Source organism: Planctomycetaceae bacterium, from assembly GCA_041398825.1.
GTDB lineage: Bacteria > Planctomycetota > Planctomycetia > Planctomycetales > Planctomycetaceae > F1-80-MAGs062.
On the sequence record JAWKTX010000002.1, the window covers coordinates 137,243 to 159,050 of the forward strand.

The following is a 21,808-nucleotide window of genomic DNA, read 5'->3' on the forward strand; positions in this document are numbered from 1 at the left end:
CCACAAAAGAGTTTACGGGTCTGGGTGTGACTGGGGTCAATTGCGGACTGTGTGCGATACAGTCCTTGTGCCTGTACAAGGCACTTTCGGAGTGCAAAACAGTAGTTGCCCCACGAAACGTGAGTGAACACGATTCGTACGGCTGCCTTCCTTCGTGGCCATCCCTGCCCCGAATTCAGACCTGCTGAATGCCCCCCTGGCGATTCAGCCAATTGTGCTTCCTGGCCTCCCCGTAGACTGCACTTTCGTGCTGACTACCACAACAGGATGACAATCGCCTGCACAATTGTTCGACTGTTCATGTGCGATGACTTTAACCTGTTTAACAGACCTGCACGCACTGACGGCTGGTTGGGCAGATCCTGTTGATCCAGCGGGACCGAATATAGCCCCATCCAATCGCCCCAAACTGTTTGTCCGCCAGACTTACAGGGACTTGCAATCAGTACGAGCTATCCTGGTCGCGGCCATCCCACCGACTCCCCGCAAACGTCAAAACCCGATTTACCAGGTTCGTTGCGCAAAGTCTGGCTCAGTTCTCGCCGGGATGTCGGAACGATTTTGAGAATTCCGCCAGCCGGAGCGAAAGTTTTGCCTTTAGGGATTCAACCAGTGAATCACCCTACGCATCCGGACGGAACTCGCATTGCCTGAACTTGCATCGCCTGAACTTGCATCGCCTGAACTCCAGGTCAGGCTGCGCGAGCGGAACTGCCGCCTGCTGTTTTGGGATTGAAGTTACCCCGCTCATCCACATCTTCAAAACGAAGCGACAACCGGCGGGAAACGCCGGACTCTTCCATCGTGACGCCATACAGGACGTCCGTCACGGCCATCGTCGGCTTGCGATGCGTGATCATGATGAACTGTGTCGACTGCTGGAAATCACGCAGCACATTCACGAACCGTCCTATGTTGGCGTCATCCAGAGCTGCATCGACTTCGTCCAGAATGCAGAATGGGCTCGGCCGACTCTTGAAGATCGCCAGCAGCAATCCCACCGCTGTCATCGTTTTCTCGCCACCGCTGAGCAAAGAAATACTTCGGAGTTCCTTGCCGGGAGGCCGGGCGACAACATCAATGGCGCATTCCAGGACATCTTCCGGATCTTCCAGAACCAGATCTGCTTCACCGCCTCCGAACAGCCGTCTGAAAAGCTCCCGAAAGTGGTTCCGGATGCATTCGAACGATTCAATAAACATCCGACGGCTTTCGACGTTGATCTTTCGCACAATCTCACGCAGGGTGTCGCGCGCGGCTTCAAGATCCTTTAGCTGGTAATGAAGACGATTGAATCGCGATTCCAGCTCATTCAGATTATCCAGGCTCTCGGTGCTGACGTGTCCAATCTTCTTCAATTGGCGTCGCAGTCGTTCTACGCGTCGATCGATTTCAGATCGCAGCAGCTGGTACTGCTCGGCATCGTCAATGATTTTCCTGGATTGCTCATCGAACAATTGCTGCGCCGCTGCAGCGCTGCCGGCCGCTGCAGGATTGGGATCGTCGTCCTCGGGATCCGTGTCTGATTCGATCGGATGACTGTTCTGACGGTTGAGCCAGATGGCAACTGCTGACCGTCCGCTCTTGACGGCTTCTGAAACTTCGATCTGAAATTCATCCCGAATTCGTTCCTGAGTGGTCGTCAGCTGGTGCTCAATGCCACGAATCTGCAGTTGGTATTCGTGGTGCCTGGATTCGTGCTGACGGCAGTTGTCACGAATTCTTGATTCTGCTTTGGTTGCTTCATTGCGTCTTTGCCGCAAACGATTTCGAGCATCAGCACGGTCACGCACGGCCACCAGTAAGTGGTCGTCGTTGACGTAAAGTTCGGCAGTTTCTGCGCTGGTATTCAGGCGGGCGATCAGAAGTTCTCTCTGGCGTTCAACCGCAACCTGAAGGCGTCGCTCTGCTTCCTGTTGCTGCAAACGTCGCTGCTCAAGGTCTTCACGAACACGTTCGACAGATTCCTGCAATCCCAGCAGGCGTTCTTCGGTACGTGTGAGTTCCACACTGGCGCTGTTTCGTTCACGTTCCAGCGATTCCAGTTCGGCCTGTCGAGACTGCTGTTCAGCTTCGACTTCTTCAATCTGACTCTGCAACTGCTGAAGTGCACGTTCTCCGGCTGCCTGATGAACATCGGCTTCGTCAATGCGGGTTTGCAGTGCCTGAACCATTTCACCAGTTGCATCCAGTTGTTCGGACAGCTGCGTCAGCAACTGTTTTTTCTCGGCCAGGCTGCGCAGTCGTTCGTGCAGTGTTTGTTCGGCGGTTCGACAACGCATCGTGCGTTCGTTGACCTTGCGTTGTCCGCTTTGGAGGTCTTCGTCGGCCGACTGAATGGATCCTGTCAGATGCTGCAGACGCAGCTCACGTTGCGCAATTTCGTGTTCGATGCGATGCAGCTCATTCCTTAATCGCCGCAATTCGCTCTTGCGAGACAGCACTGCCGATTCACTGCGCACAGTACCCGCGAAGAGGGTGCCATCATTTTCGACAAGCTCTCCCTGCAACGTCACAAAACGACATTGTCCGCCTGTTTCTTTCTGAAGGCGGAGTGCGTCATTCAGTGATTCGACAACCCAGGTATCAGCGAGCAATTCGCTGGCCAGGCTGGGCAGTTGACGTGGTGATCGCGCTAACCCGTCTGCTCGTCCAACCACTCCACGCTGACCAAAAAGCACAGGAGGCGAATCCGACTGACAGAAGACAGAGCGAACAATCGGGCTGTCTGTTCGCGGATCGACCCACGTGACCTGAACGTTGCCCGAAAAAGTCAGGGACGGGAACGACGTGTCGAACGGATCGCTCAGACTCATGTCCAACTGGCTGAGAATGGGGTCCGGCTTTTCAGACCGGCTCCACCAGCTGGTTGAAAAATCATCATCCGCCGGTTCAGGTTCAGCCAGAGACCGTGCCGGGACGGCCAGACCCCTGCCATCCCCCGTAGCCGACGATCCGGAGCTGCCGGAAACAGAATCGGCATCTTCCAGGGAAATCAGTCCCACACGACCGGTGATCCGGCAGCGACCGGAATTCAGATATTCTACAAATGGCTGCAGTCGGCGAACGACCAGCAACTGTGCTCGTCCGGACAGAGCGACTTCCAGCAGTGCCGCATTGTCCATATCCACATCGAGCAGGTCTGCGATACTGCCGCAAACCAGATTCCACGGTTCAGAATCCGCCTCTTCCGCTCGCCGGAGGATTTCGCGAACCCCGATTCCAAATCCCTCCTGCTTATCTTCGAGGTCTTCGAGAACAGTCCGCCGTGCAATCAATCCGCTGCGTTGTTCTCGCAACTCTGCCAGCGACTGGCGGGAGACTGTCTGTTCTGAAATCAGCTGTTCGCGACTGTTCAGGAGCCCGTCTGTTTCATTTTCGGCTGCCTGCAGTTCTGCGTGAGCATCTTTGAGTTCCTGTTGAGTTTCCAGAACCGCGTGAGACGCTTCTTCCAGAGCCTGTCGCTGTGTTTCCAGCTGTTGCCATAAATCGGCCGTGCGCTTTTCAGCTGTCGCATACTCGGTCCGCAGTGCACCGGCTGCAGAAGCGGCTTCTGAATTGGTGCGAACCTGAACCATCAGCTGCTGGCGTGCCTGTTCCAGATGCTGCTTTGATGATGCGACGGCCTGCTGCAGAACGCCCAGTTGTTCGTCCCCGCTGAGAACAACCGTTTTCTTCTTTTCAAACGTCGACCGTTCGTGTTCCAGAACATTGTGAAGATGGACCTGCTCTGCCTCTGCTTCACTCACACGATTGTTCATGAGTGTTTGTTGTCGCAGCAGTCGTTGTACGTCAGAAGCCAGTTCAGCCTCTCGCGCTGCCTGGTGTCGCGCCGTTGTTTCAAGACTTGCAATCCTGGATCGCAGTTCCGCGCGTGTCCGCTCGACGTCGCGGAGTTCGTCGTCCACCTCGGACAATGCTGCATCGGCCGCTGCCAGTTGCTGTTCTGCTTCGGTTTGCTGAACGCGCAATCCTTCCAGCAGCTCTGCTGATTCCTGCATTTGCTTCTGCAGAAGTTCCCGCTGCACAGATTCGCGGCGATAATCATCCGCCGCCAGCCCAACCCAAAGCTGTTCAAGTTCGGTGGAGACTTCTCGGTAACGTGCAGCTCGTGTTGCCTGACTTCGCACGTTGTTGACCTGCGATTCCACTTCGTCGACGATATCTGTCAGTCGGAGAAGATTCTGTTCAACGCGTTCCAGTCGGCGCAAAGCCTCGGTGCGGCGGGATTTGAAGCGACTGATACCAGCTGCTTCCTCGAAAATCAGCCTTCGATTGGCGGCATTGGACTGCAGAATCTGGTCAACACGACCCTGCTCAATGATGCAGTACGAAGCCGCACCGGCCCCAGTTCCGACGAAAAGATCCCGGACATCTTTCAGGCGTGCGGCATTGCGATTGATCAGGTACTCCGAATCGCCGGACTGCCAGAGTCTGCGGCCAACCGAAACTTCGTCTGCTTCCATCGGAAGAAAGCGAGAGCGATTGTCGAATACGAGAGTGGCTTCGGCAAACTGTGCTCCGGTGCGGCTGGTGGAGCCGTTGAAGATGACGTCGGTCATCTCTTTTCCACGCAGGCTCTTCGCGCTCTGATCGCCCAGAATCCATTTGATGGAGTCGACGACATTGCTCTTGCCGCTACCGTTCGGGCCCACAACGCCGGTAATTCCGACGGAGAACTCGAAGATGGTCTTGTCGGCAAAGCTCTTGAAGCCAAAAAGTTCAAGCTGCCTGAGCATTCGGTCTGCTTACTGCTGAATGGACAATACAGACAGGAGCTTCGCCCCTGATCCAAAGTTGAGATAGTGTTCGAATGCAATCCATTTCAGAATCCGATGCGAGCGTCCTTCGACTCCCGCAACCTGATGATTCCGATAATTCACTGCGTCGCGGCCCTGATGTTTGCCCGGTACTTCGATAGCGACTCGAAGATCGGCGTTGTACGTTTTATCCGGAAAATGTTTTTGTAAAGAACTTTTTCAGGCCGCTGCCGAATCCGGAATCCAGTTGATCAAGATCAACTTCCTCAAGTTCTGGTGCATCGAATTCCTCGTCAGAGAAATCCGTTTCGCCGGAATGCGTTTGACTGGTCCTTTCGCTGGTTGCAGATGAAGTCTTTTCGGGGACTAACATGTCGGATGAGTTTGTGGTATCTGAATTCCCACTGTCGGTGTCCGAGGAAACGAAGTTCGAATCTTCGTCTGCGGCATCCGGCTTCATGTTGCCCGACTTGCCGTTCGTGGTGGCAGGTTCGCCTTCATCTGCGGTATCAAACTTCAGCGATTCGAGGTGTTCGTCGCTCTCGAATTCGCGAATTTCGTCTTCGTCAAGTTTGTCGAACAGATTGGGAATCATTGATGCGGTTCCAATTCGACGGGCCTTTCCACTGCCTTCACTTTCGTCAGCCTGAAAGTACATTCGGCCAGCTTGAGGCATTCGGTCAATGTCGAATTCACCCACCAGATTCTGCTGCTGATCAGCTTCAATCATCAGCTGAACAATATCCGGGTAGGTCGCTCCGAATTCACCGCAGGCGATGATAATGTCCCGCAGACGATTCGGGACCTTCTGCCGCTGCGGCTCCTCGTGCTCCAGTGAATACTTTGTGATTTCGATCGAATGGCTGCTGCCGTCAGCGGCAACGCGAATATTGCGGCCGGCGTTGAGAACCACTGGCATTCGTAAAGGCTGATTCGCCCCAAACAGGATCACTTCCGGAGCTCTGCGGCGTGTCACGTGTGACATCGGTTCGCCTTCCGAATCAATCATGTACAGTGTGAACATGTTTTCGAAAGTCTTACGAATCAGCGCTGGATCTGCAGGGTTCAATTCCTGAAGTGCCTTGAATGCTCCGTAGCGCGTTTCAAGGCTGTCCGCACTCATCAGATCCCGCAGTGCCATGACGGATTCGCCTTCATCGATCACTGACAACGCCGCCAGAGCGTAGACTCGCAAAGCGGGTTCGTTTTCGACAGCGTGGCGAAGATCTTCAACTCCGGACGGGTCGCCCAGGTATGCCAGTGCCTGTGAAGCGTGAAATCGAACTTCAACGTTATCTGAGCTCAGGGCTCGTTTCAGGAACGGAATTGTCCCTTCGCCGATTGCTTCGTACTGAAGTGAAGCCTGAAGACATGTCGCCGGGTCCAGAATCTGCTCTTCCAGAAACTCCATTCGCATACGCCGAGCGACATCCGTTTCATTGAACGCAATATTTCGAATGACCTGCTGATACCGCGGGAAATTGTTTCGATAAGTGCGGTGCATCGTCAGATCGATCAGTGTGTCAGTCTTTGCTTCCGCAAGTGAAACACGCTGACCATATCGGTTGTAGTCGTGGAATCGTTCGGACACCGCAGAGGCGATTCGTTTGCTGTTTCGATACCCACGTTTGTCGGTTCGCAGAACAATGGAAAGATTGCGATCAGTTTTCGAGATCGCGCCACCCGGGATCGTGCCGCGTCGCAGTTCAGCGGACACTTCGCCACGACTTTTTCGGACGCCCAGTTCCGTCAGGATCGCACCGCCAGCCACGCCATAGTTGTGGCCTTTGACCGTCTGCCCGTTTAGTTCCTGCTCTTCGTAGAGCGGAGTTTCCAGCAGCCATCCGCCCTGCAGACTTGAGGCGTTACTGCTCGGAGGAACAGCAACTCGCACATCGAATCGCTGACCGTCTCGTACCATTGCGGGAAGGTAGGCGGTGACAACAACAAGGGCGGTGTCTTTCGACGCAAGAACCCGCGATGGATTTCTGACACCGCGACGGGTCATCTCAGCCTGTAACATCGTGCGCAATGCCGAGGGTGCAGGGTCATCTCCGGTGCCGTTCAGGCCGGTGACCAGCCCAACGCCTCGGAGTACGACAAGGTGATTGCCCTGAACGCTGATGTATTCACTCAACAGCGACGTTTCGACACGGTTAATAAAGTCGTTGTCGGTTTCCGGACGAACGGGATCATCATCGGGCAGGTCTTTCTTCTTCAGGTCCGGAAACCCGCTGAAAAGTCCCTTCTGAGGAAGCGACATCAATCCCGAAGCACACCCGGTGACGGTGAGCAGCATGATGATGCTCACGACTCGGTGAAATCGGCGCAAGGGGAGTGGTGAGTTTTTCATGGCGTGATTCCATTCACGCAGCGCAGCCGCGACCAGTGAGGCGAGGCCACCAGCGAAGAAAGTAATCCAGAAACGGCACTTCGGTCAGTCAAGTGACGACGGGATTACATATTCAGAAGGGATGATGTGACAGGTGGGATAGAAACGATGGTCGCTTTGTGCTCAGCCAAAGGCCCCGTGCCGGTGGGATGAACCGGCAAGTGGGCCATCAGTCTGTTCAATAGCGAATCCAGGTCTGTTGAGAGCAGCTTGACAGGTCGCTTCTCAATTCTCAGCCGATTCAGTGAGAGCCCATCGGTGAAAAAGAGTTGCATGGGATGTTTGCAAGCTGAACTCGCCACGGACCATACGATTGAGAGATTCGCCAGGTCAACATGGCTCGCACTTTCTCAATGAGTTCGCGCGTCCCTGCAACTTGCCTGTCTGCTGAATCCGGCAGGAACTGCCATCAGGCGTCCGACTGCGGACAGCCTTCGCTCATCCGATCGCAGACACCAGGCAAAATCTGCGCATGAAAAAACCGGCAGGAATCGCCGGTAAAGTGACCGAGGTCTTCGTCCGTATTCGACAGGCTTGTTCAGCCAGCATACAGGTTTCGCGCGAATGACTCGATCGTATCGCGGATAAACAATCAAATCTGATTGAGCGGAAGGCTGCCCGAGGGTGGGAACTGGCATCGCACGCGAAGTCAATTCCCGGTCCCTCAGATCAAACCTGCTCAGCTTTCCGCGTCCGATGCTCGCCGTGTCTTCGTCTCAGGAGCGTTTAGCAGCCTGTTAAAAAACGGGACTGGCTCGAGCAGGAGACCCTAAAACACGACGGTTTCCAGTCGTCCTGCGTGCCATCCCGGTTTTTCAACGGACAGTTAGGTTAGAAGTAATTCTTCTCTCCGCCGCTTGTGGATGGATCGCAAACAATGATCGCATTGCAGTCGCAGGTGTCCGGGCGATCCCAGTATGCACTGCCATTGGTCTTGCCTTTCACGCCGCCGTAGCTCTTGTACGATGCGATACCACTGGTCGTGTAGCTTTGATCGATATTGCCGATCGAGTCACCCAGGTCACTGAGTTCTGCAACGACAGCACACTGTAATTCGACCATGCCGACCACCATTCCAATCACCAGAATGGTTCCGATCAGAACCAGTTCAGCCGACAGGATCACGCCTTCATTGTCATTCCACAGTTTCTTCAACATTGTCTTCTTGTCCTCAACAAAACATCACCGGAAAGTTTGAGCATTCGCTGTCGCGGTCCGTTCCGCGAACTGCTGAGAACAAAAGCAGGTAGAATGCCAAAGGAAAAAACGGGAGCTCGAGTGTCGACTGTTTCTGGATGGCAACACGCAGGTTTGGCTTGAGAAAACAGGGCATTCTGGCATGCAACGCCCGGGTCAGAGCCGATTCCGGCTGCTGTCTCTGAATTTGGATGTTGCCGCGAGTCAACACTTCACCATTCACCTCTTAAGGTTCTGTGCAGACAGATTGTTCATAATCCGGACGCGGACCGACCTGCGATGTGGTATTTGGGCATCAATCCCGCCACAACTTATGAAAACCTCGGGCAGAAACGTTCCTGAGCAGGAAACCCGCGTAATCGACGCTATAATCTCTTCCCAGAGCCCCTGGATTTCCTATGCACCCATTTCGAGGCGATTCAACAGTCGAACCATCTGGGTGCCGCGCCCCAATTTGGAAGTGAACACAGATGTCGATGTCGACGCTGCTTGAGAGTTTTGCCGTCAGCCTGCCTGCTCGCGGCGTCAGTAAGCAACTCAAGGATGCCGTAAAAACCAAAGATGGCTCCGGGCTGAACGCAACCTTCAAAGAAGAATGTCGGCGGCTGAGCAAACTGATACAGGCCGCCGCACCGGGAGAACAGGCGTGCTGTCTTTGGTCAGTCGACAGCGTTCCATTGTCCGGACGTGAACGAGAACTAGCCGCCGGTCTGGAGGAAACAGGTTCGAGGCTCAGTGGCAAAGCCAAACGCCGATCTCAGGTCAGTGAGGTCATTGCCAACTGGCTTGTGGAAGCCTCTTGTCCGCTCGGAGCGTGGGAATTACTGACCATCTGCGAGTTACTGATCCGTCATGGTCACCAGTTGAAGAGCGATCTTCGCCTGCAGTGCCTCGCGCTGCTGCTTGAACAACATGACCATCAGGCAGGTTCGGGCAACAGTGTTTCAATTCCGGATGATGCAGTCGTCTCTTCCGGCCCATTTGCTCATCTGGAACCTTTGATCGCTGCGGAATCGCAGCTCCTGCTGAACCTGCTTGTAAGGCCCTTTATCAACGATACTATCGAACGTCAGGAAGCGGCTTCCCTGTTGATGCACACGATGACTGAATGCACTGATCAGGATGGCATTCCACAGGGATCGATTCTGAACGTATTGCCACATCTGCTCGCGCACTGGACGCGGACCCTGCTGTGGGGAGAAGTCTTTGGAGAAAAACTGAACGGGAAAAAAGTTGCATCTCGTTTTCATTCGGTCGTCGAAAAATCAGCAATGCTTTTGATTCCGTCGCCGAGTTTACCAGGCCTCGCAAAGAGCAGAATTACGGATGTTCGAGCAGAACTGGCTGTCTGTCGGACGAATGCTGCCCACGACACGGACCAAACTGCCGTCAGCCGTTCGGTCAGCCCCGATATGTCGGCGGTACTTGCTGTCAGCACTCGAATCGGCGGATTTAAGTCGCATGGCAAGGTGCGATCGCTTCTGAAGAACCTGAATTCGGTCAAGTCGATCCAGCGTGCTCGACGTCAGGTTGTTCGTCACCTGAAAACGGGTCGTTTCGAAGAGAATATTCGCGGCGGACTTCCGGCCTGGCAGTCAGATACGGCGAATGTCGCCATCATGCGGTCGTCGGCGGATGTGCTGGCAGACGTCTGCAGCGTCGACTACAGCAGTTCGACGATGCAATTCGTGCTGGCCACCCTTGGCGTCCCGATGATGGAAGGTGCATGGGACTCTTCACTCAGGGTTGATGACAGGGAGTTGCCGATTGCGACGGGATGGGAATGCAGTTGCTGGTATTCGGATGATGAAGCTGCTTTCATCGAAATGGAATGCAAACCTGTTGAAAGCTGCACTGTCGTTCGCCATCTCATGATTACCCATGGGCAGCGTCTGGCTGCCATTACAGAAAATGTGCGAACAACCACTCCTGACGTAAAAGTACAGTTCTCATCGAAATTTACGCTGGCGAACGGCTGGACCACTCATCGCGACCTGATCACACGAGAGTTGAAGCTGACTTCAAGTGATGTGCTGGTACGGGCGTTCCCGCTTTGGCAGCCCGATGATCGGATTGATCATGCCTTCGGTACTTTCGAAGTCCGCGAGAACCAGCTGCATTGTTCAACTCAGGGCATCGGTGGTTGCAGCATGCCTGTGGTCTTCGACTGGAATCCCCGCCGTGCGACTCAGCCAGCGGACTGGAATCGGCTGACCGTCGCCGAATCACGTCGGATCGTGGGAGAACACGAAGCCAATGGTTACCGACTTCGAGTTGGCTCGCATCAAATGCTGACATACTTCAGTCTGACCGACCCGAAGTTGCATCGGACGGTCATGGGCGTGCATACGCCGGATGAGTCGGTCTATGGTCAAATCGACAAGGATGGCAAGCTGTTGCCTTACGTTCAGGTCGAATTCGTTCCCGAAGATTGATTTCTGTGTTGTGAGTTTTCTGCTCACGGGCGAAAACCATGCCGCAGGCGCTGCGTCAAAAGCGACAGCGAGATGCTGTCGAAATCTGCGACATGTCACGCAGTGCCTGCCTGTGGGATCAGTCTGGTCTTGGCTTCGCTTAGCAGCCTGTTGGAAACGGGACTGGCTCGACCAGGAGACCTGAGAACACGATGGTTTCCAGTCGTCCTGGGTGCCTGTCCCGTTTTTTCAACGGACAGTGAGGTTAGCTACGTACACCAGCGTATTTCATCGGTACCCACGCTCCGTTCTCTGCACTGCTCGCAACGCACTGCTGGATGAAGAACATACCTTCAGCACCATCGTAGACGTTCGGATAGACGGTATCCTTCGTTTCGAAAGATTCGCCCGTCGCGCGAGCAATCATGGAGTCGTATGCGAATCGGTAGACGTTCGCGAATGCTTCGAAGAAGGCTTCCGGGTGCCCTGATGGAAGTCGACAAGCAGCCTTACCCATATCATTCATGAATGGGGCGTTCGGATCGCGTGTGTAAAGTTGATGAGGCGAACCGTTACGACGCACCATCATGACATTAGGTTCTTCCTGCCGCCACGAAATGGCTCCCTTGGTGCCGTCCACTTCGATGAACAGATCATTCTCACGACCGTGTGAGATTTGACTGGCCGTGACGGTTCCCAGAGCACCATTTTCGAATCGGACGACTGCGTGACCGTAGTCATCCAGTTGACGCCCAGGCGCAAAGATCTTCAGGTTGCATGAAATTTCGGAAGGAATCAACCCGGTCATGTAGCGACCAAGGTTATAGGCATGGGTTCCGATATCGCCGAATGCACCGGCAGCTCCGGACTTGCTGGGATCGGTTCTCCATGCAGCCTGCTTCTGGTCTTCCTGTTCAAGGCGTTTACGCAGCCACCCCTGAATGTAGTTTGAACGGATCGCCTGAATCTCACCCAGCTCGCCACTCAGGATCATCTCGCGAGCCTGACGAACCAGCGGGTAGCCGGTGTAGTTATGGGAGACGGCAAAGACAACACCGCTTTTCTCCACTGCGGTGACAAGCTCTTCCGCCTGTGCGAAATCAAATGTCATGGGTTTGTCGCAGATAACATTGAATCCCGCTTCCACTGCAGCTTTTGCGATCGCAAAGTGTGTGTGATTGGGAGTTGCCACGCTGACAAAATCGATTCGCTGATCTTCCGGAAGCGCAAGTTCCTTATCGATCATTTCCTGATAGGAACCGTACGCTCTGGATTCCGCAATGTCATACGCCGGAGCGCTTGCTTTTGATTTTTCGGCGCTGGATGACAAAGCACCTGCGACCAGCGCTGCTCGATTATCCAGAACAGCGGCGGTGGCGTGAACGCGACCGATGAATGAGCCCTGACCACCGCCAACGAGAGCCATTCGAAGTTTACGATTCAGTTTGCCGTTGGTTGTTTCCATTTTTGCTTTCCTGCAAAACGATCTTTAATGTGCCTGATTTCTTTGATGAGCCTGATTTCAATGAGACGTCAGCCGCTGGAGCAGAAATCCGGCGGAACCGCAAATTACGTTTGGATTCACCAGAGACTGGTCACCGCATGAATTGCGTCGGCAACCTGAATGCCCTGTTGCGTCAGCATCCTGATTGAAATTGTTGCGTCAGCAACCTGTTTCAGCGGGCAGAATAGTGGCGACCTACCGGCGAAACAACTGAAAGCGCCATGCAGAATCGTTCGCTTGCCGATGTGACGTCAATGCTTGTTGAAGATTCCGCAGAGATCGCACTTTGAGCGACTTAATCGGGGCGGTCCGAATCGATTACGATCACTTCGCGCAGCTTGCCGATGGCAAAGTCCCGCAATGGGACCAGTTCCGGGTAATGTGGATTCACTTTCATCAGGCGATCGCACCATTGAATCAGTTCAGACCACCGTTGCTGGTGCTGGCAAAGTACCGCTTTGTGCCAGACCGCATCCTGCCAGGATTCTTCGGGTTCACTTGCCAGCTCCAGCCATCGTTCAATCCAGCGGCCGGCTTCATTATCTGCATGCTGATTCAGGGTCATGATGGTAAACGTGCGCGCCTGCGACGCTACCCCGATGGACTCACTCTTTACATGTTCCGCGGCGACAAGCATCTCGGAAAGGTTGTCCTCTACTTCGTGCTTCATGGAAACACTCAGAATCGTCGAAATCGTGAAGATCGCTTTCCACGATAACTGGTCATCCTGTTTCAGGAAGCCCGGATAAAGCAATGACTTGCGGTATGCCTCCCGAGCTTTCAGTAATTGCGGTATTTCAATATCCGCGGCGGCAGGATTGGCATTGCATTTCAGCAGCCGCAGTCCGCCCAGCGCTATCAGCAATGAAGCTTCCGGATGGATCTCGGTGATGGATTCCAGTACTTCAATTCGCAGATCATCTTCAGCAGAAAGCAATGCGGGTACGTCCTGCATTAATAACGTGAGCGGCGCTCTGGTTTGCGGTGGAAGTCGCCATCGTCGTTGTGCGAATAGGGGTATACATTCATCGGCGACCATGACGAGAATGCGTCTGAGTCTTTCGACGCTGAGTTCGCCGAGGCCACTGTCCAGTTGCGGATTGGCCACGATCGATGCAATCCGGCTGAACGTACTCAGCCACTGCTCACGTTCCTCCGGATGTAAATCACTGTGTTCAGGAATCTGCTGTGCAGCATCGATCTGTCCGGTTAATGCGAGGCACAGCGCGTGCATTAACCGGAAGTCGGTGTCTTCCGGAAAGAGCTGAATTGCAAGACGCAGTTCCTGACTGGCTTCGGTTAGTTGAGCCAGTGCCATCTGGGTCAGAATCATCATTCTGCGAGCACGAAAGTGGAATGGATTTGACAGCAGACAATTCTGGAAGTGCTCAATCGATTGGGCAGACGTTTCGGCCACTACTCCATGGATGTAATGGCGATCTGATTCGTGCAGCTCCTCCATCGGTAACGAATGAAATAAGTGGATGGCGTCTTGTGCATCCGGATTCGTTTCCAGTGCCAATTCGGCCTGCCAGTAGCGGAGTTCTGTCTGGAAACCGGAAGCACCAGGTGCCTGCTTCGCCAGTTGCAGATGCTGTCGTGCTGCCGCAACATCTCCCAGAATCAGACTGGCTTCGATCAGTTGAAGTCGAATTCCGGGATCATCAATTTGTCCATCGACAAGACTTTGCTCAAAGTGACGTACGGCCTCTTTAATACGCCCCCTTTGCATGGCCAGCTGCCCTGCGCTGGCGGCCGATTCGGCGAGCAGACCCTGCGTTTCCCGTTTTGCATCCCGTGCGACATCGCGTTCACCGGACACTCGCCCAAGCTGGGTCAGCACACCTGTCAGGAATCCAGCTGAAATCAGAATCAGCAACGTCATTACAGCGAGGGCTGGTCGGCGGCGCGCCCATTTCAGGACTGCCCCGACAATTCCGGCACGCCGAGCTCGGATGGGCTCATAGTTCAGAAATCGGGATAGTTCCTGCTCCAGTTCTTCGGCCGTCTGGTATCGTTGCCGAGGCTCTTTTTCCAGGCACTTGAGGATGATTGTCTGTAAATCGCGGTCGATAGCTGATGCGCATTCGGCCGGGATTCTGACTTCCTGGTGCAGGACTTTGCTAATAACTTCGGAAGTTGACCCTTCAAAAGGCAGCCTACCACAGACCATTCGGAAGAGTACGGCCCCCAGGCTGTAGAGATCGCTTCGGGGATCCGCCTGCCATCCTCGCCCGTCGGCCTGTTCCGGAGGCATGAATGCAGGTGTTCCGATCAGATCGCCTTCGTGCGTCAGTTGAATGCTGCTGTCGGAATGCATGGCCAGTCCGAAATCCAGTAACAATGGTACGCCATTTTCAATCATGATATTCGCGGGCTTGATATCACGATGGATGATGCCGAGTTGATGTACGGATTTCAGAGCGGATGCAAGTTGACGCACTATTTCCGTTGCTTCCCTCGCAGAAATCGTGGTTCGCTTCAGAGAGTCGGCCAGGGTGTCTCCGTCGACAAAATGCGTGGCAATGAAATCATGCGAATCAATCGTTCCTGTTTCGAAAACAGGGACGATGTTCGGGTGCCGGATCGAGGCAATCGCCTGAGCTTCACGCTGGAGACGCATCCGGATTTCAGGACGAATTTCAGCGGAATGCCTGAGGATTTTCAGCGCGATGCTGCGTTTCAGGCGAGAGTCCGTTGCAAGATAGACTGTGGCAAAACTGCCCGATGCAATGAAACGAGAAATGGTGTACGGGCCGAGCTGAGCCCCGGGCTGTAATTGTGCGGGCGGAATCGGCTGAGTTCTGACCAGCGTCCCATCAGAACTCAGCTTGTTCAGAATATCTCTGGCCGTGCTGTCTGCCGCAAATCGGCTCTCCAGTTCTGTTGTATCCGGCAGGGTTCCGTACCTGTTGCGTACCTGGAATTCGTGGCGGAGCAGTTCATCACGAACGGCTGTGGTGGTTCTCAATTGGGGATACGTTTGAAAGTAATATTCGACAGAGTTCGCAAGTGATCGACGGCATCGGTGTTCAAAGTCGATCATGACCAGTTCAGTCAGAAGGTCGATATCCGGTTCGTGAGTGACGCCGTCAGGGTCGAGGGACCCTGCGAAATCTTCCAGTATCGGGACGGCAGTGGCCCGGTCACAATTGGCCTCGAAGTCGTGGGTATCTGAATCGCAGGTGGCCCAGGCGTCTTCAAAGGCAAGCAGGATTGGTTCATGTTGTTGCCAGTTGTCGAGCTTCATTTGACTGCCTGACTCTTGTCCTTCAATGGGTCGCGGCGTGGCTGGCTCCGGATCAGTCCGCTGGGTTAGTCGTCACGACAGGCTTCGCTGGAAGTGTCGTCCTCGATGCATTCGGATGCCAGCTTTCGTACAACGGCTAATGCCCGATCGACCGTCCGGGACGACACGCCAACTTTTTCGGCAATTTCATCGATGGAATAGTCTTCCATTCGCAGGCGGAGAATTTCGCGATGTTTTTCCGGCAACTGAGCCAGAATCTGGTCAAGCAGCTCCATCATCAGAAGAAGTGACGACGCGGTGGGATCTTCCCCTGCCTTTTGCTGGCTCACGTCTGCAACGAACATTTCTTTTTGCACATCCCGTTCCTGCTGGTGATGGTGCCGAATCGTTCGCTGTACTTTCTTCCAGGTGATTGCCGCCAGCAAACGCCAGACATCCGATTCCTGCTCGAATCGAAAACGACCGGCTTCATGTCGGGAAAAGAAACTCTTGAAGACGGACTGGACGATGTCTTCCGGGTCGACTCGCTGCTGAATGCGCGCCGGCAGCCGTGAACGAGCGAGTCGCAGAAGTCGGTCCGCAAATTCATCCACAGCCGTCGCTTCGTACCCGTCGCGGCGGTGGATGATGTTCTCCAGCCAGACTGATTCTTCGGTTTGTTTCATGGTCCTGATTCTCACGCGCAGCGATGCGGTTGCCGTGCAGTCTACAGCGCGTGTTGACCTGAATCGGTCAGATTTGCCAGGAAAAGTGGGATTGGCTGACGTCCTGCGCGGCTGGACCGGCATTCACAGACGCCAATGGTCACAGCGAGCCGTTGGTCTTGTCGCATCTGATGAAACGTCGTCCGTCCGACTGGCGGGAGGGCGTGATTCGATCAGCGGGCTGTCGCGCTCGTTGATTCTTCACAAACTGAAAGGGCCAAAATACTTATGTCCAATCGATTTTCGATCCTGCTGGTGATTCCCGTCATTGTTGTCATGAGTCAGTCTGGCCCTGAATCGTTCGGCGACATTTTCACGGTTTCAGATGCGGATTTTTCCGGAGGTGTTTACGACTTCCAGTACTTCAGTCACACAAACAAGGCCTACGTGAACGGGGTTGAGATTGCCTTTGGTTCGCTCGTGATGACGAACACCGGGTTCAGCGGACCCGCGAAAGAGGGGGATGCGAACTATTGGTACGCCAATGGATACTTCAATGCGACACAGCTGGCCGGCGATGTGACACTGGGATGGGATTTGTCGGCCGTGACTTCGAAACTGCAACAGGTGGAGCTTCTGACCAACGCGGCGTTGTTTCAGTTCAACCCCTGGACGCCGCACGCCTTCGAAGACAAGTTGTTTGGCGAAATCGCGACACCGAATGCATTCGGAACTGGTGCATACACGCGCTACTTCGAATACGAAGGAAACAACAATACGGCGACAACCACCAACTACACCCTCCTACAGGATGTGACTTCCAGTCTTGCGACATCGTGGCTGAGCGATCCTGAGTTGTTTGAATTGCGACTCGGATATGAACAACACGCGATTGACGCAGCTCACCCCAATATTCCCGGCAAGCATCTGGAGATCTTTCGCAATAACACGTCAGCGGCCAACCCGTCGTTTCAGTTTCGGCTAACGGCTGCCAGCACCGCTGCAGTGCCGGAACCATCGTCGGCAATTGCTTTGACCGTGATTGGCTTGACAGCCCTGGCACGCAGACGTCGAAACCTGCCAGCTTGTGTGGGTTAGCACGTCACGATGTGGTCTCGGTTGTTCGAGCGATTGAACAATTCTGTGGTTTTGTCGTTTGTGTTTCCTTCATCTGGTCTTGTTTGAATCCTGCAGAATCTGAGGGCTGGTCATGTTGTTTCATTCTCTGCGACAGTTGGTTTCTCGTTCGCTGGGCAATTCACGGTCAAGGTGTTCGAGTTCACGAAGTTCAAATTCATGGCGGCGGACTTCGATCCAATCAGGTCTGGAATCGCTGGAACCGCGGGCGCTGCTCAGCAGTGTGAGCGTTTCCGGCAACTCGCTCAGTTTTGTCGCTGACGCTGGTGAGATGAATACCGTGACGATCTCCGAGTCCGGAGGCGTCATTACCATTATCGACACCACCTCTGTGATTACGCCGGGTGCGGGAGTGACTTCGGTGAACTCCAACGAAGTGACGATTCCGGTCACAGGGCTGGTTGTGATCGGCGTGAATCTTGGTGATCTGGACGATGTGCTGGACATGTCGGCAGTTAGTCAGGTCGGCAGTCTGAGGCGTACCTCTCTGTCTGGTGGAGACGGAAATGACACGATCATCGGCAGCGATCTGAATGACAGCTTCACCGAAAGTCCCGGAAGCGATTCAATTGACGGGCGAGGGGCGATCGACGTCGATCAGTGGCTGGTCAATTCTGATTTCGATATGACGATGACTGACGCCGGGCTCATGATCGGAACCGATTTCGACACCTTCGCCAACATTGAATTTGTAAGTCTCGGGGGACTTTCCGGTGACAACATAATTGATGCGTCGGCAGTGACCGCGGCCAGCGGCATCACGAATGGCATGTATATGAACGGCCGTGATGGAAATGATACTTTGATTGGTGCCGCAGGCGTACGGAACAACTTTCAGGATTTTGTTGGAAACAATTCGTTTGTCGGTGGTGCTCTGCTCGACAGCGTGCCTGCGTTTCAGGATGAAGACATGATCCTGACGGACTTTACGTTCACCGTTGGGACAAGCGTCAATACCCATGTCGGTATCGAGAGCTTCGATATGCGTGGAGGTGTCAGTGGTAACGTTATCGATGCATCCGCCATCACAGCGGCTGGCGATGTTACGACTGTGCAAATCATTGGCGGTCCCGGAGATGATCTGCTTCGCGGCAGCTATCTGAACGACATCATTCGAGATACGGGTGGCTCGAATGTTCTGGATGGACTGGGTGGCACAGATATTCTGATTGTATTTGGCGACACGGATCAGGTGTTGACAAACAGCACGCTTTCACTTGACGGGGTGGTCAGTACCCATGCCAACTTTGAAGACGTGCGGCTTCAGGGAGGTGCAGGAGACAATACCCTGGACTCGAGTGCAGTTACAGCGGCGTCTGGCATCAATGTTGTTTTCCTGACAGGCCTGGCGGGGAATGACGTGTTGCTGGGGGGCGAACTCAACGAGGTCTTTGCCGACAATGATGGCAACAATACGATCGACGCGGGTGGCGGCTTTGATCGCTTTACGGCAACCGGGGACGTCGATATGACAGCCATCGATGGCACGTTGTTCGTCGGCCCTTACGTCAATACGATTTCGAATGTGGAAGACCTGCGGATGACGGGTGGCGCGGGAGCCAACGTCATTGATTCGTCCGCTTTGACGGCGGCTAGTGGCGTCACCTTAAACGTAATTTCTTCGCTTGGCGGAAACGACACAATTCGTCCCTCTGGCGACACCGGGATCAATTCAAACCTGAATGGTGGTGATGGAGCTGCCTCGGGGATCGACACGCTGGATCTTTCAAGGTTCCCCGTCACGCCGAACGTCAACATAGCCGGGCCCGGCACGTCCGACGGTTCGCGTGGCAATGTTGGATCAAATATCAGTTTCAATAACATGAATCTGTTCACCTTGCCGCCGGAATACGATTTCATGGCTGCAACTTATGCTGTCGTGGAAGGTGATTCGCCGAATACAACCAACGTCGTTCAGGTCACTCGATCTGTGAATACGACGATCGCGTCATCGGTCGATGTTGTGCTGACCGGCGGCACCGCTGTGGCTGGCGACGACTTCACTGTTGGACCAATCACCGTAAACTTTCTTCCCGGAGAAGTGACGAAGTTTGTCCCAATTGAATTGCTGGGCGACAGTGATATCGAAGCGGACGAAACGGTCTTGCTGTCATTCACGAATGGCATTTCCGGGGCTGCCAATGCCACGGCTGTGCTGACCATTCTGAACGATGACGATGAGATCAATACGGCTCCGGAGATCATCACCGTCACGACCGACGCCACGATGGCCGACAAAGCGTTGCCGGGCGAAACCGTTGCGTTGACCGCAACCTTCACCGATTCGGATGCCGGTGATACCCATAGCGCCACGATCGACTGGGGGGACGGGACAACTTCGGCTGGCGCTGTGAATCAACTCACGGGAGTTGTGACGGGCAATCATCAGTATTCTACGGGCGGATTGTTTAGGGTCACCGTGCAGATCACGGACCTGGCCGACCAATCTGATTCGGGTTCGACAACGTCGATTGTGACCGGAGTTCGTGTCACGGCTGACGGTGTTCTGGAAATCATCGGGACATCCGGCAAGGACATAGTGAATGTTCAGGAGACCGGTCGGCGTCGACGCCGAAACTCGGATTCTGTTCAGGTGGTTGCCAATTTCGATGTCCAACGCGGTCACGGAGGTTCAGATGGCGGCTCTGACGGTGGCCGCGATCGCGGGGCGGAAGTGTTTCGCTTCGATGCCGATTCGGTCACTTCCATTCACATCGTGCTTTGCGAAGGCGATGATCAAGCCACGATCGGCAGCGGCGGCAGCGATGGGGGATCGGATTGCGGCAGTGATGGCGGCTCCGACCGAGACCTCGACATTCCGGCTTTGATCGAAGGTGGAGGCGGTGATGATCGGCTGACGGGTGGTCGAGCAGCTGACATTCTGATCGGCGGGCTGGGCAACGATCGAATCAGTGGAGGCAGCGGCGACGATATCATTCTGGGTGGTGACGGCAAAGATGATCTTCGGGGAGGTAACGGCAATGATCTGATGGTTTCAGACGCCTGGGCCTACGATGCGGTTCTCGACGCACTGGATGCTGTTCATCAGGAATGGACTGACGGTAGCCTGACCTATGAACAAAAACGGGACCATTTGACCGGAACGACAGCGGGGGGGCATAACGGAGCGTATCTCTTCAACAGCATGACGCTGGCGACCGACGGAGAACGTGACACCATCCGCGGTGATCGGGGGCGTGACCTGTTCTTTGCGTTCTCGCACGATCGCGTGAAGGATAAGAAGCACGACGAAGATCTGTTTGCAAACGGGTGAACCGGAGTTCCCGGCCTGCAGCAGGCAGATAATTGGCTGGCGACTCTGCAATCTCAGGCGCGAGTTTGCAGCGGTGTCTGCCCGAACTGAACCTGACTGACTGTCGATTGCGGTCATGCAAGGGGCTGCAAACTGTTTCCGGATTCTCGCCTGCGCCAATAGAAGCCTGCGCAGGTCAGACCAATCAGTAACAGCACAATCGAACCTGGTTCCGGTACGACTGGAGAATCCGGTAACGTTCCTCCAGTTGCCGGAACGCAGACTTCGTTTTCGGGCAATTCTTCATCAACGGTGGGATCGGGGATGCTCGGTTTCGGCTGCTGAATGACAACCAATCCACCAGTTTCGCACTGACCGGGTTCCGCGGGCGGCGTGGGGTCCTGGGGAACAGTGTTCGACCGGATTCCAAAATTCCGAACTTCGGCAGATTGAATTGAACTGGAACCGCTATGTGTTTGCGAATCGCGCTGTGTTTGCGAATCGCCTTCAGTTGGAATGGTGACGTTTGTCTTTGATCCTGCGTCGTTGGAGTCGACTGAAGGAATTGTGGAAGACGTACCGCTACGACTGACAGAACCGCCGCCGGAACCTCCACCGCCCGCGAAGCCACCGGCTCCGGAACCACTGGACTGAGCTGACCAGCCCCCAAGTCTGCTGCCGGAACTACCTGAGGACATTCCGCCCGACAGGCCTCCCGATGTGCCTCCAGCGATGATTCCGGAGCCAGAAGAAGACCCTCCAATGGCCGCGCTACCAAGTGCGGGAACTGAGCTGCTGGTTCCGCCACCAGTTCTTAAACGGTCAGTAGTCACGCGCTGGGTTTGCGAATCGATTGATCCAACAGCTGGATCGTCATTCAGCCGAAGTTCTCCGCCTGACTCTTCCTGCCGGATCGATTCCGATCGGTTTGTTGGCCACTGAGGAACGCTGTCGGTCGCCTGCCCGCTGAACGGGTCACGATACATTGCTCTGCCAAACGGGCTGCGATCGATCGTGACGGCTGGTGTGGACGGCCCGCAGCAATCGCAGGGACATTGACCCACAGCAGCGCGGACTGGCATCAGCGAAGCACTCGCAGCGGTCAAAAGGTGGATGATCAGACGATACCAGTCGCGAGCGGGTTTTTTCTTTGTATTCATATCAGGCGAAACGGCATCGATTGAGAAGGGTTTCATCAGTTCGTGTCTCGGCGAAATTGATTCAGGCATGAGGAGCAGACTGGTTTTCAGGACCATG

At 54.6% G+C, this 21,808-nt stretch carries 11 protein-coding genes; 3 read left to right on the forward strand and 8 right to left on the reverse strand.

The window, feature by feature from the left end:
* Positions 1–692: 692 nt before the first annotated feature.
* The 4 genes from R3C20_04450 to R3C20_04465 all read right to left on the reverse strand — a co-directional run bounded on the left by R3C20_04450 (position 693) and on the right by R3C20_04465 (position 8,310).
* A complete protein-coding gene (locus R3C20_04450) occupies positions 693–4,739 on the reverse strand; it encodes an AAA family ATPase (GenBank protein MEZ6039732.1) in 4,047 nt (1,348 codons plus the stop codon).
* Positions 4,740–4,947: 208 nt separating this feature from the next.
* Entirely contained in the window at positions 4,948–7,113 is a 2,166-nt protein-coding gene (locus tag R3C20_04455; protein ID MEZ6039733.1) for a flagellar basal body P-ring protein FlgI, read from the reverse strand.
* Positions 7,114–7,217: 104 nt separating this feature from the next.
* Positions 7,218–7,427, reverse strand: a complete 210-nt coding sequence (locus R3C20_04460) for a hypothetical protein (protein MEZ6039734.1) — start codon at positions 7,425–7,427, stop codon at positions 7,218–7,220.
* A 556-nt stretch (positions 7,428–7,983) separates the two neighbouring features.
* The gene (locus R3C20_04465; protein MEZ6039735.1) at positions 7,984–8,310 is read right to left on the reverse strand and encodes a hypothetical protein; all 327 of its coding nucleotides are present in this window, start codon (positions 8,308–8,310) and stop codon (positions 7,984–7,986) included.
* A 509-nt stretch (positions 8,311–8,819) separates the two neighbouring features.
* Between R3C20_04465 and R3C20_04470 the strand changes: the two genes are divergently transcribed.
* Positions 8,820–10,784, forward strand: coding sequence for a hypothetical protein (locus R3C20_04470; protein ID MEZ6039736.1), 1,965 nt, complete (start codon positions 8,820–8,822; stop codon positions 10,782–10,784).
* A 244-nt stretch (positions 10,785–11,028) separates the two neighbouring features.
* Here R3C20_04470 and R3C20_04475 read toward each other — a convergent pair whose 3' ends face one another.
* The 3 genes from R3C20_04475 to R3C20_04485 form a co-directional block, all read right to left on the reverse strand.
* The gene (locus R3C20_04475) at positions 11,029–12,228 is read right to left on the reverse strand and encodes a Gfo/Idh/MocA family oxidoreductase (GenBank protein ID MEZ6039737.1); all 1,200 of its coding nucleotides are present in this window, start codon (positions 12,226–12,228) and stop codon (positions 11,029–11,031) included.
* Between the two features lie 334 nt (positions 12,229–12,562).
* Complete coding sequence (locus tag R3C20_04480) at positions 12,563–15,517, reverse strand: protein kinase (GenBank protein MEZ6039738.1); 2,955 nt, start codon at positions 15,515–15,517, stop codon at positions 12,563–12,565.
* A 65-nt stretch (positions 15,518–15,582) separates the two neighbouring features.
* Positions 15,583–16,182 carry a sigma-70 family RNA polymerase sigma factor gene (locus R3C20_04485; protein MEZ6039739.1) on the reverse strand — a complete coding sequence of 200 codons (600 nt, stop codon included), beginning with the start codon at positions 16,180–16,182 and terminating at the stop codon, positions 15,583–15,585.
* Between the two features lie 267 nt (positions 16,183–16,449).
* Here R3C20_04485 and R3C20_04490 point away from each other — a divergent pair, with 267 nt between their 5' ends.
* Positions 16,450–17,259 carry a PEP-CTERM sorting domain-containing protein gene (locus tag R3C20_04490; GenBank protein ID MEZ6039740.1) on the forward strand — a complete coding sequence of 270 codons (810 nt, stop codon included), beginning with the start codon at positions 16,450–16,452 and terminating at the stop codon, positions 17,257–17,259.
* A gap of 112 nt (positions 17,260–17,371) precedes the next feature.
* Positions 17,372–20,572 (forward strand): PKD domain-containing protein, encoded by a 3,201-nt coding sequence (locus tag R3C20_04495; protein ID MEZ6039741.1) that lies wholly within the window; start codon positions 17,372–17,374, stop codon positions 20,570–20,572.
* A gap of 113 nt (positions 20,573–20,685) precedes the next feature.
* Here R3C20_04495 and R3C20_04500 read toward each other — a convergent pair whose 3' ends face one another.
* Complete coding sequence (locus R3C20_04500) at positions 20,686–21,747, reverse strand: PEP-CTERM sorting domain-containing protein (protein MEZ6039742.1); 1,062 nt, start codon at positions 21,745–21,747, stop codon at positions 20,686–20,688.
* Positions 21,748–21,808 lie beyond the last annotated feature (61 nt).

Bases quoted from the DNA above. Each gene is read 5' to 3' on its own strand.
- R3C20_04450 (MEZ6039732.1), bottom strand. From the start codon at position 4,739: ATGCTCAGGCAGCTTGAACTTTTTGGCTTCAAGAGCTTTGCCGACAAG.
- R3C20_04455 (MEZ6039733.1), bottom strand. From the start codon at position 7,113: ATGAAAAACTCACCACTCCCCTTGCGCCGATTTCACCGAGTCGTGAGC.
- R3C20_04460 (MEZ6039734.1), bottom strand. From the start codon at position 7,427: ATGCAACTCTTTTTCACCGATGGGCTCTCACTGAATCGGCTGAGAATT.
- R3C20_04465 (MEZ6039735.1), bottom strand. From the start codon at position 8,310: ATGTTGAAGAAACTGTGGAATGACAATGAAGGCGTGATCCTGTCGGCT.
- R3C20_04470 (MEZ6039736.1), top strand. From the start codon at position 8,820: ATGTCGATGTCGACGCTGCTTGAGAGTTTTGCCGTCAGCCTGCCTGCT.
- R3C20_04475 (MEZ6039737.1), bottom strand. From the start codon at position 12,228: ATGGAAACAACCAACGGCAAACTGAATCGTAAACTTCGAATGGCTCTC.
- R3C20_04480 (MEZ6039738.1), bottom strand. From the start codon at position 15,517: ATGAAGCTCGACAACTGGCAACAACATGAACCAATCCTGCTTGCCTTT.
- R3C20_04485 (MEZ6039739.1), bottom strand. From the start codon at position 16,182: ATGAAACAAACCGAAGAATCAGTCTGGCTGGAGAACATCATCCACCGC.
- R3C20_04490 (MEZ6039740.1), top strand. From the start codon at position 16,450: ATGTCCAATCGATTTTCGATCCTGCTGGTGATTCCCGTCATTGTTGTC.
- R3C20_04495 (MEZ6039741.1), top strand. From the start codon at position 17,372: ATGTTGTTTCATTCTCTGCGACAGTTGGTTTCTCGTTCGCTGGGCAAT.
- R3C20_04500 (MEZ6039742.1), bottom strand. From the start codon at position 21,747: ATGAAACCCTTCTCAATCGATGCCGTTTCGCCTGATATGAATACAAAG.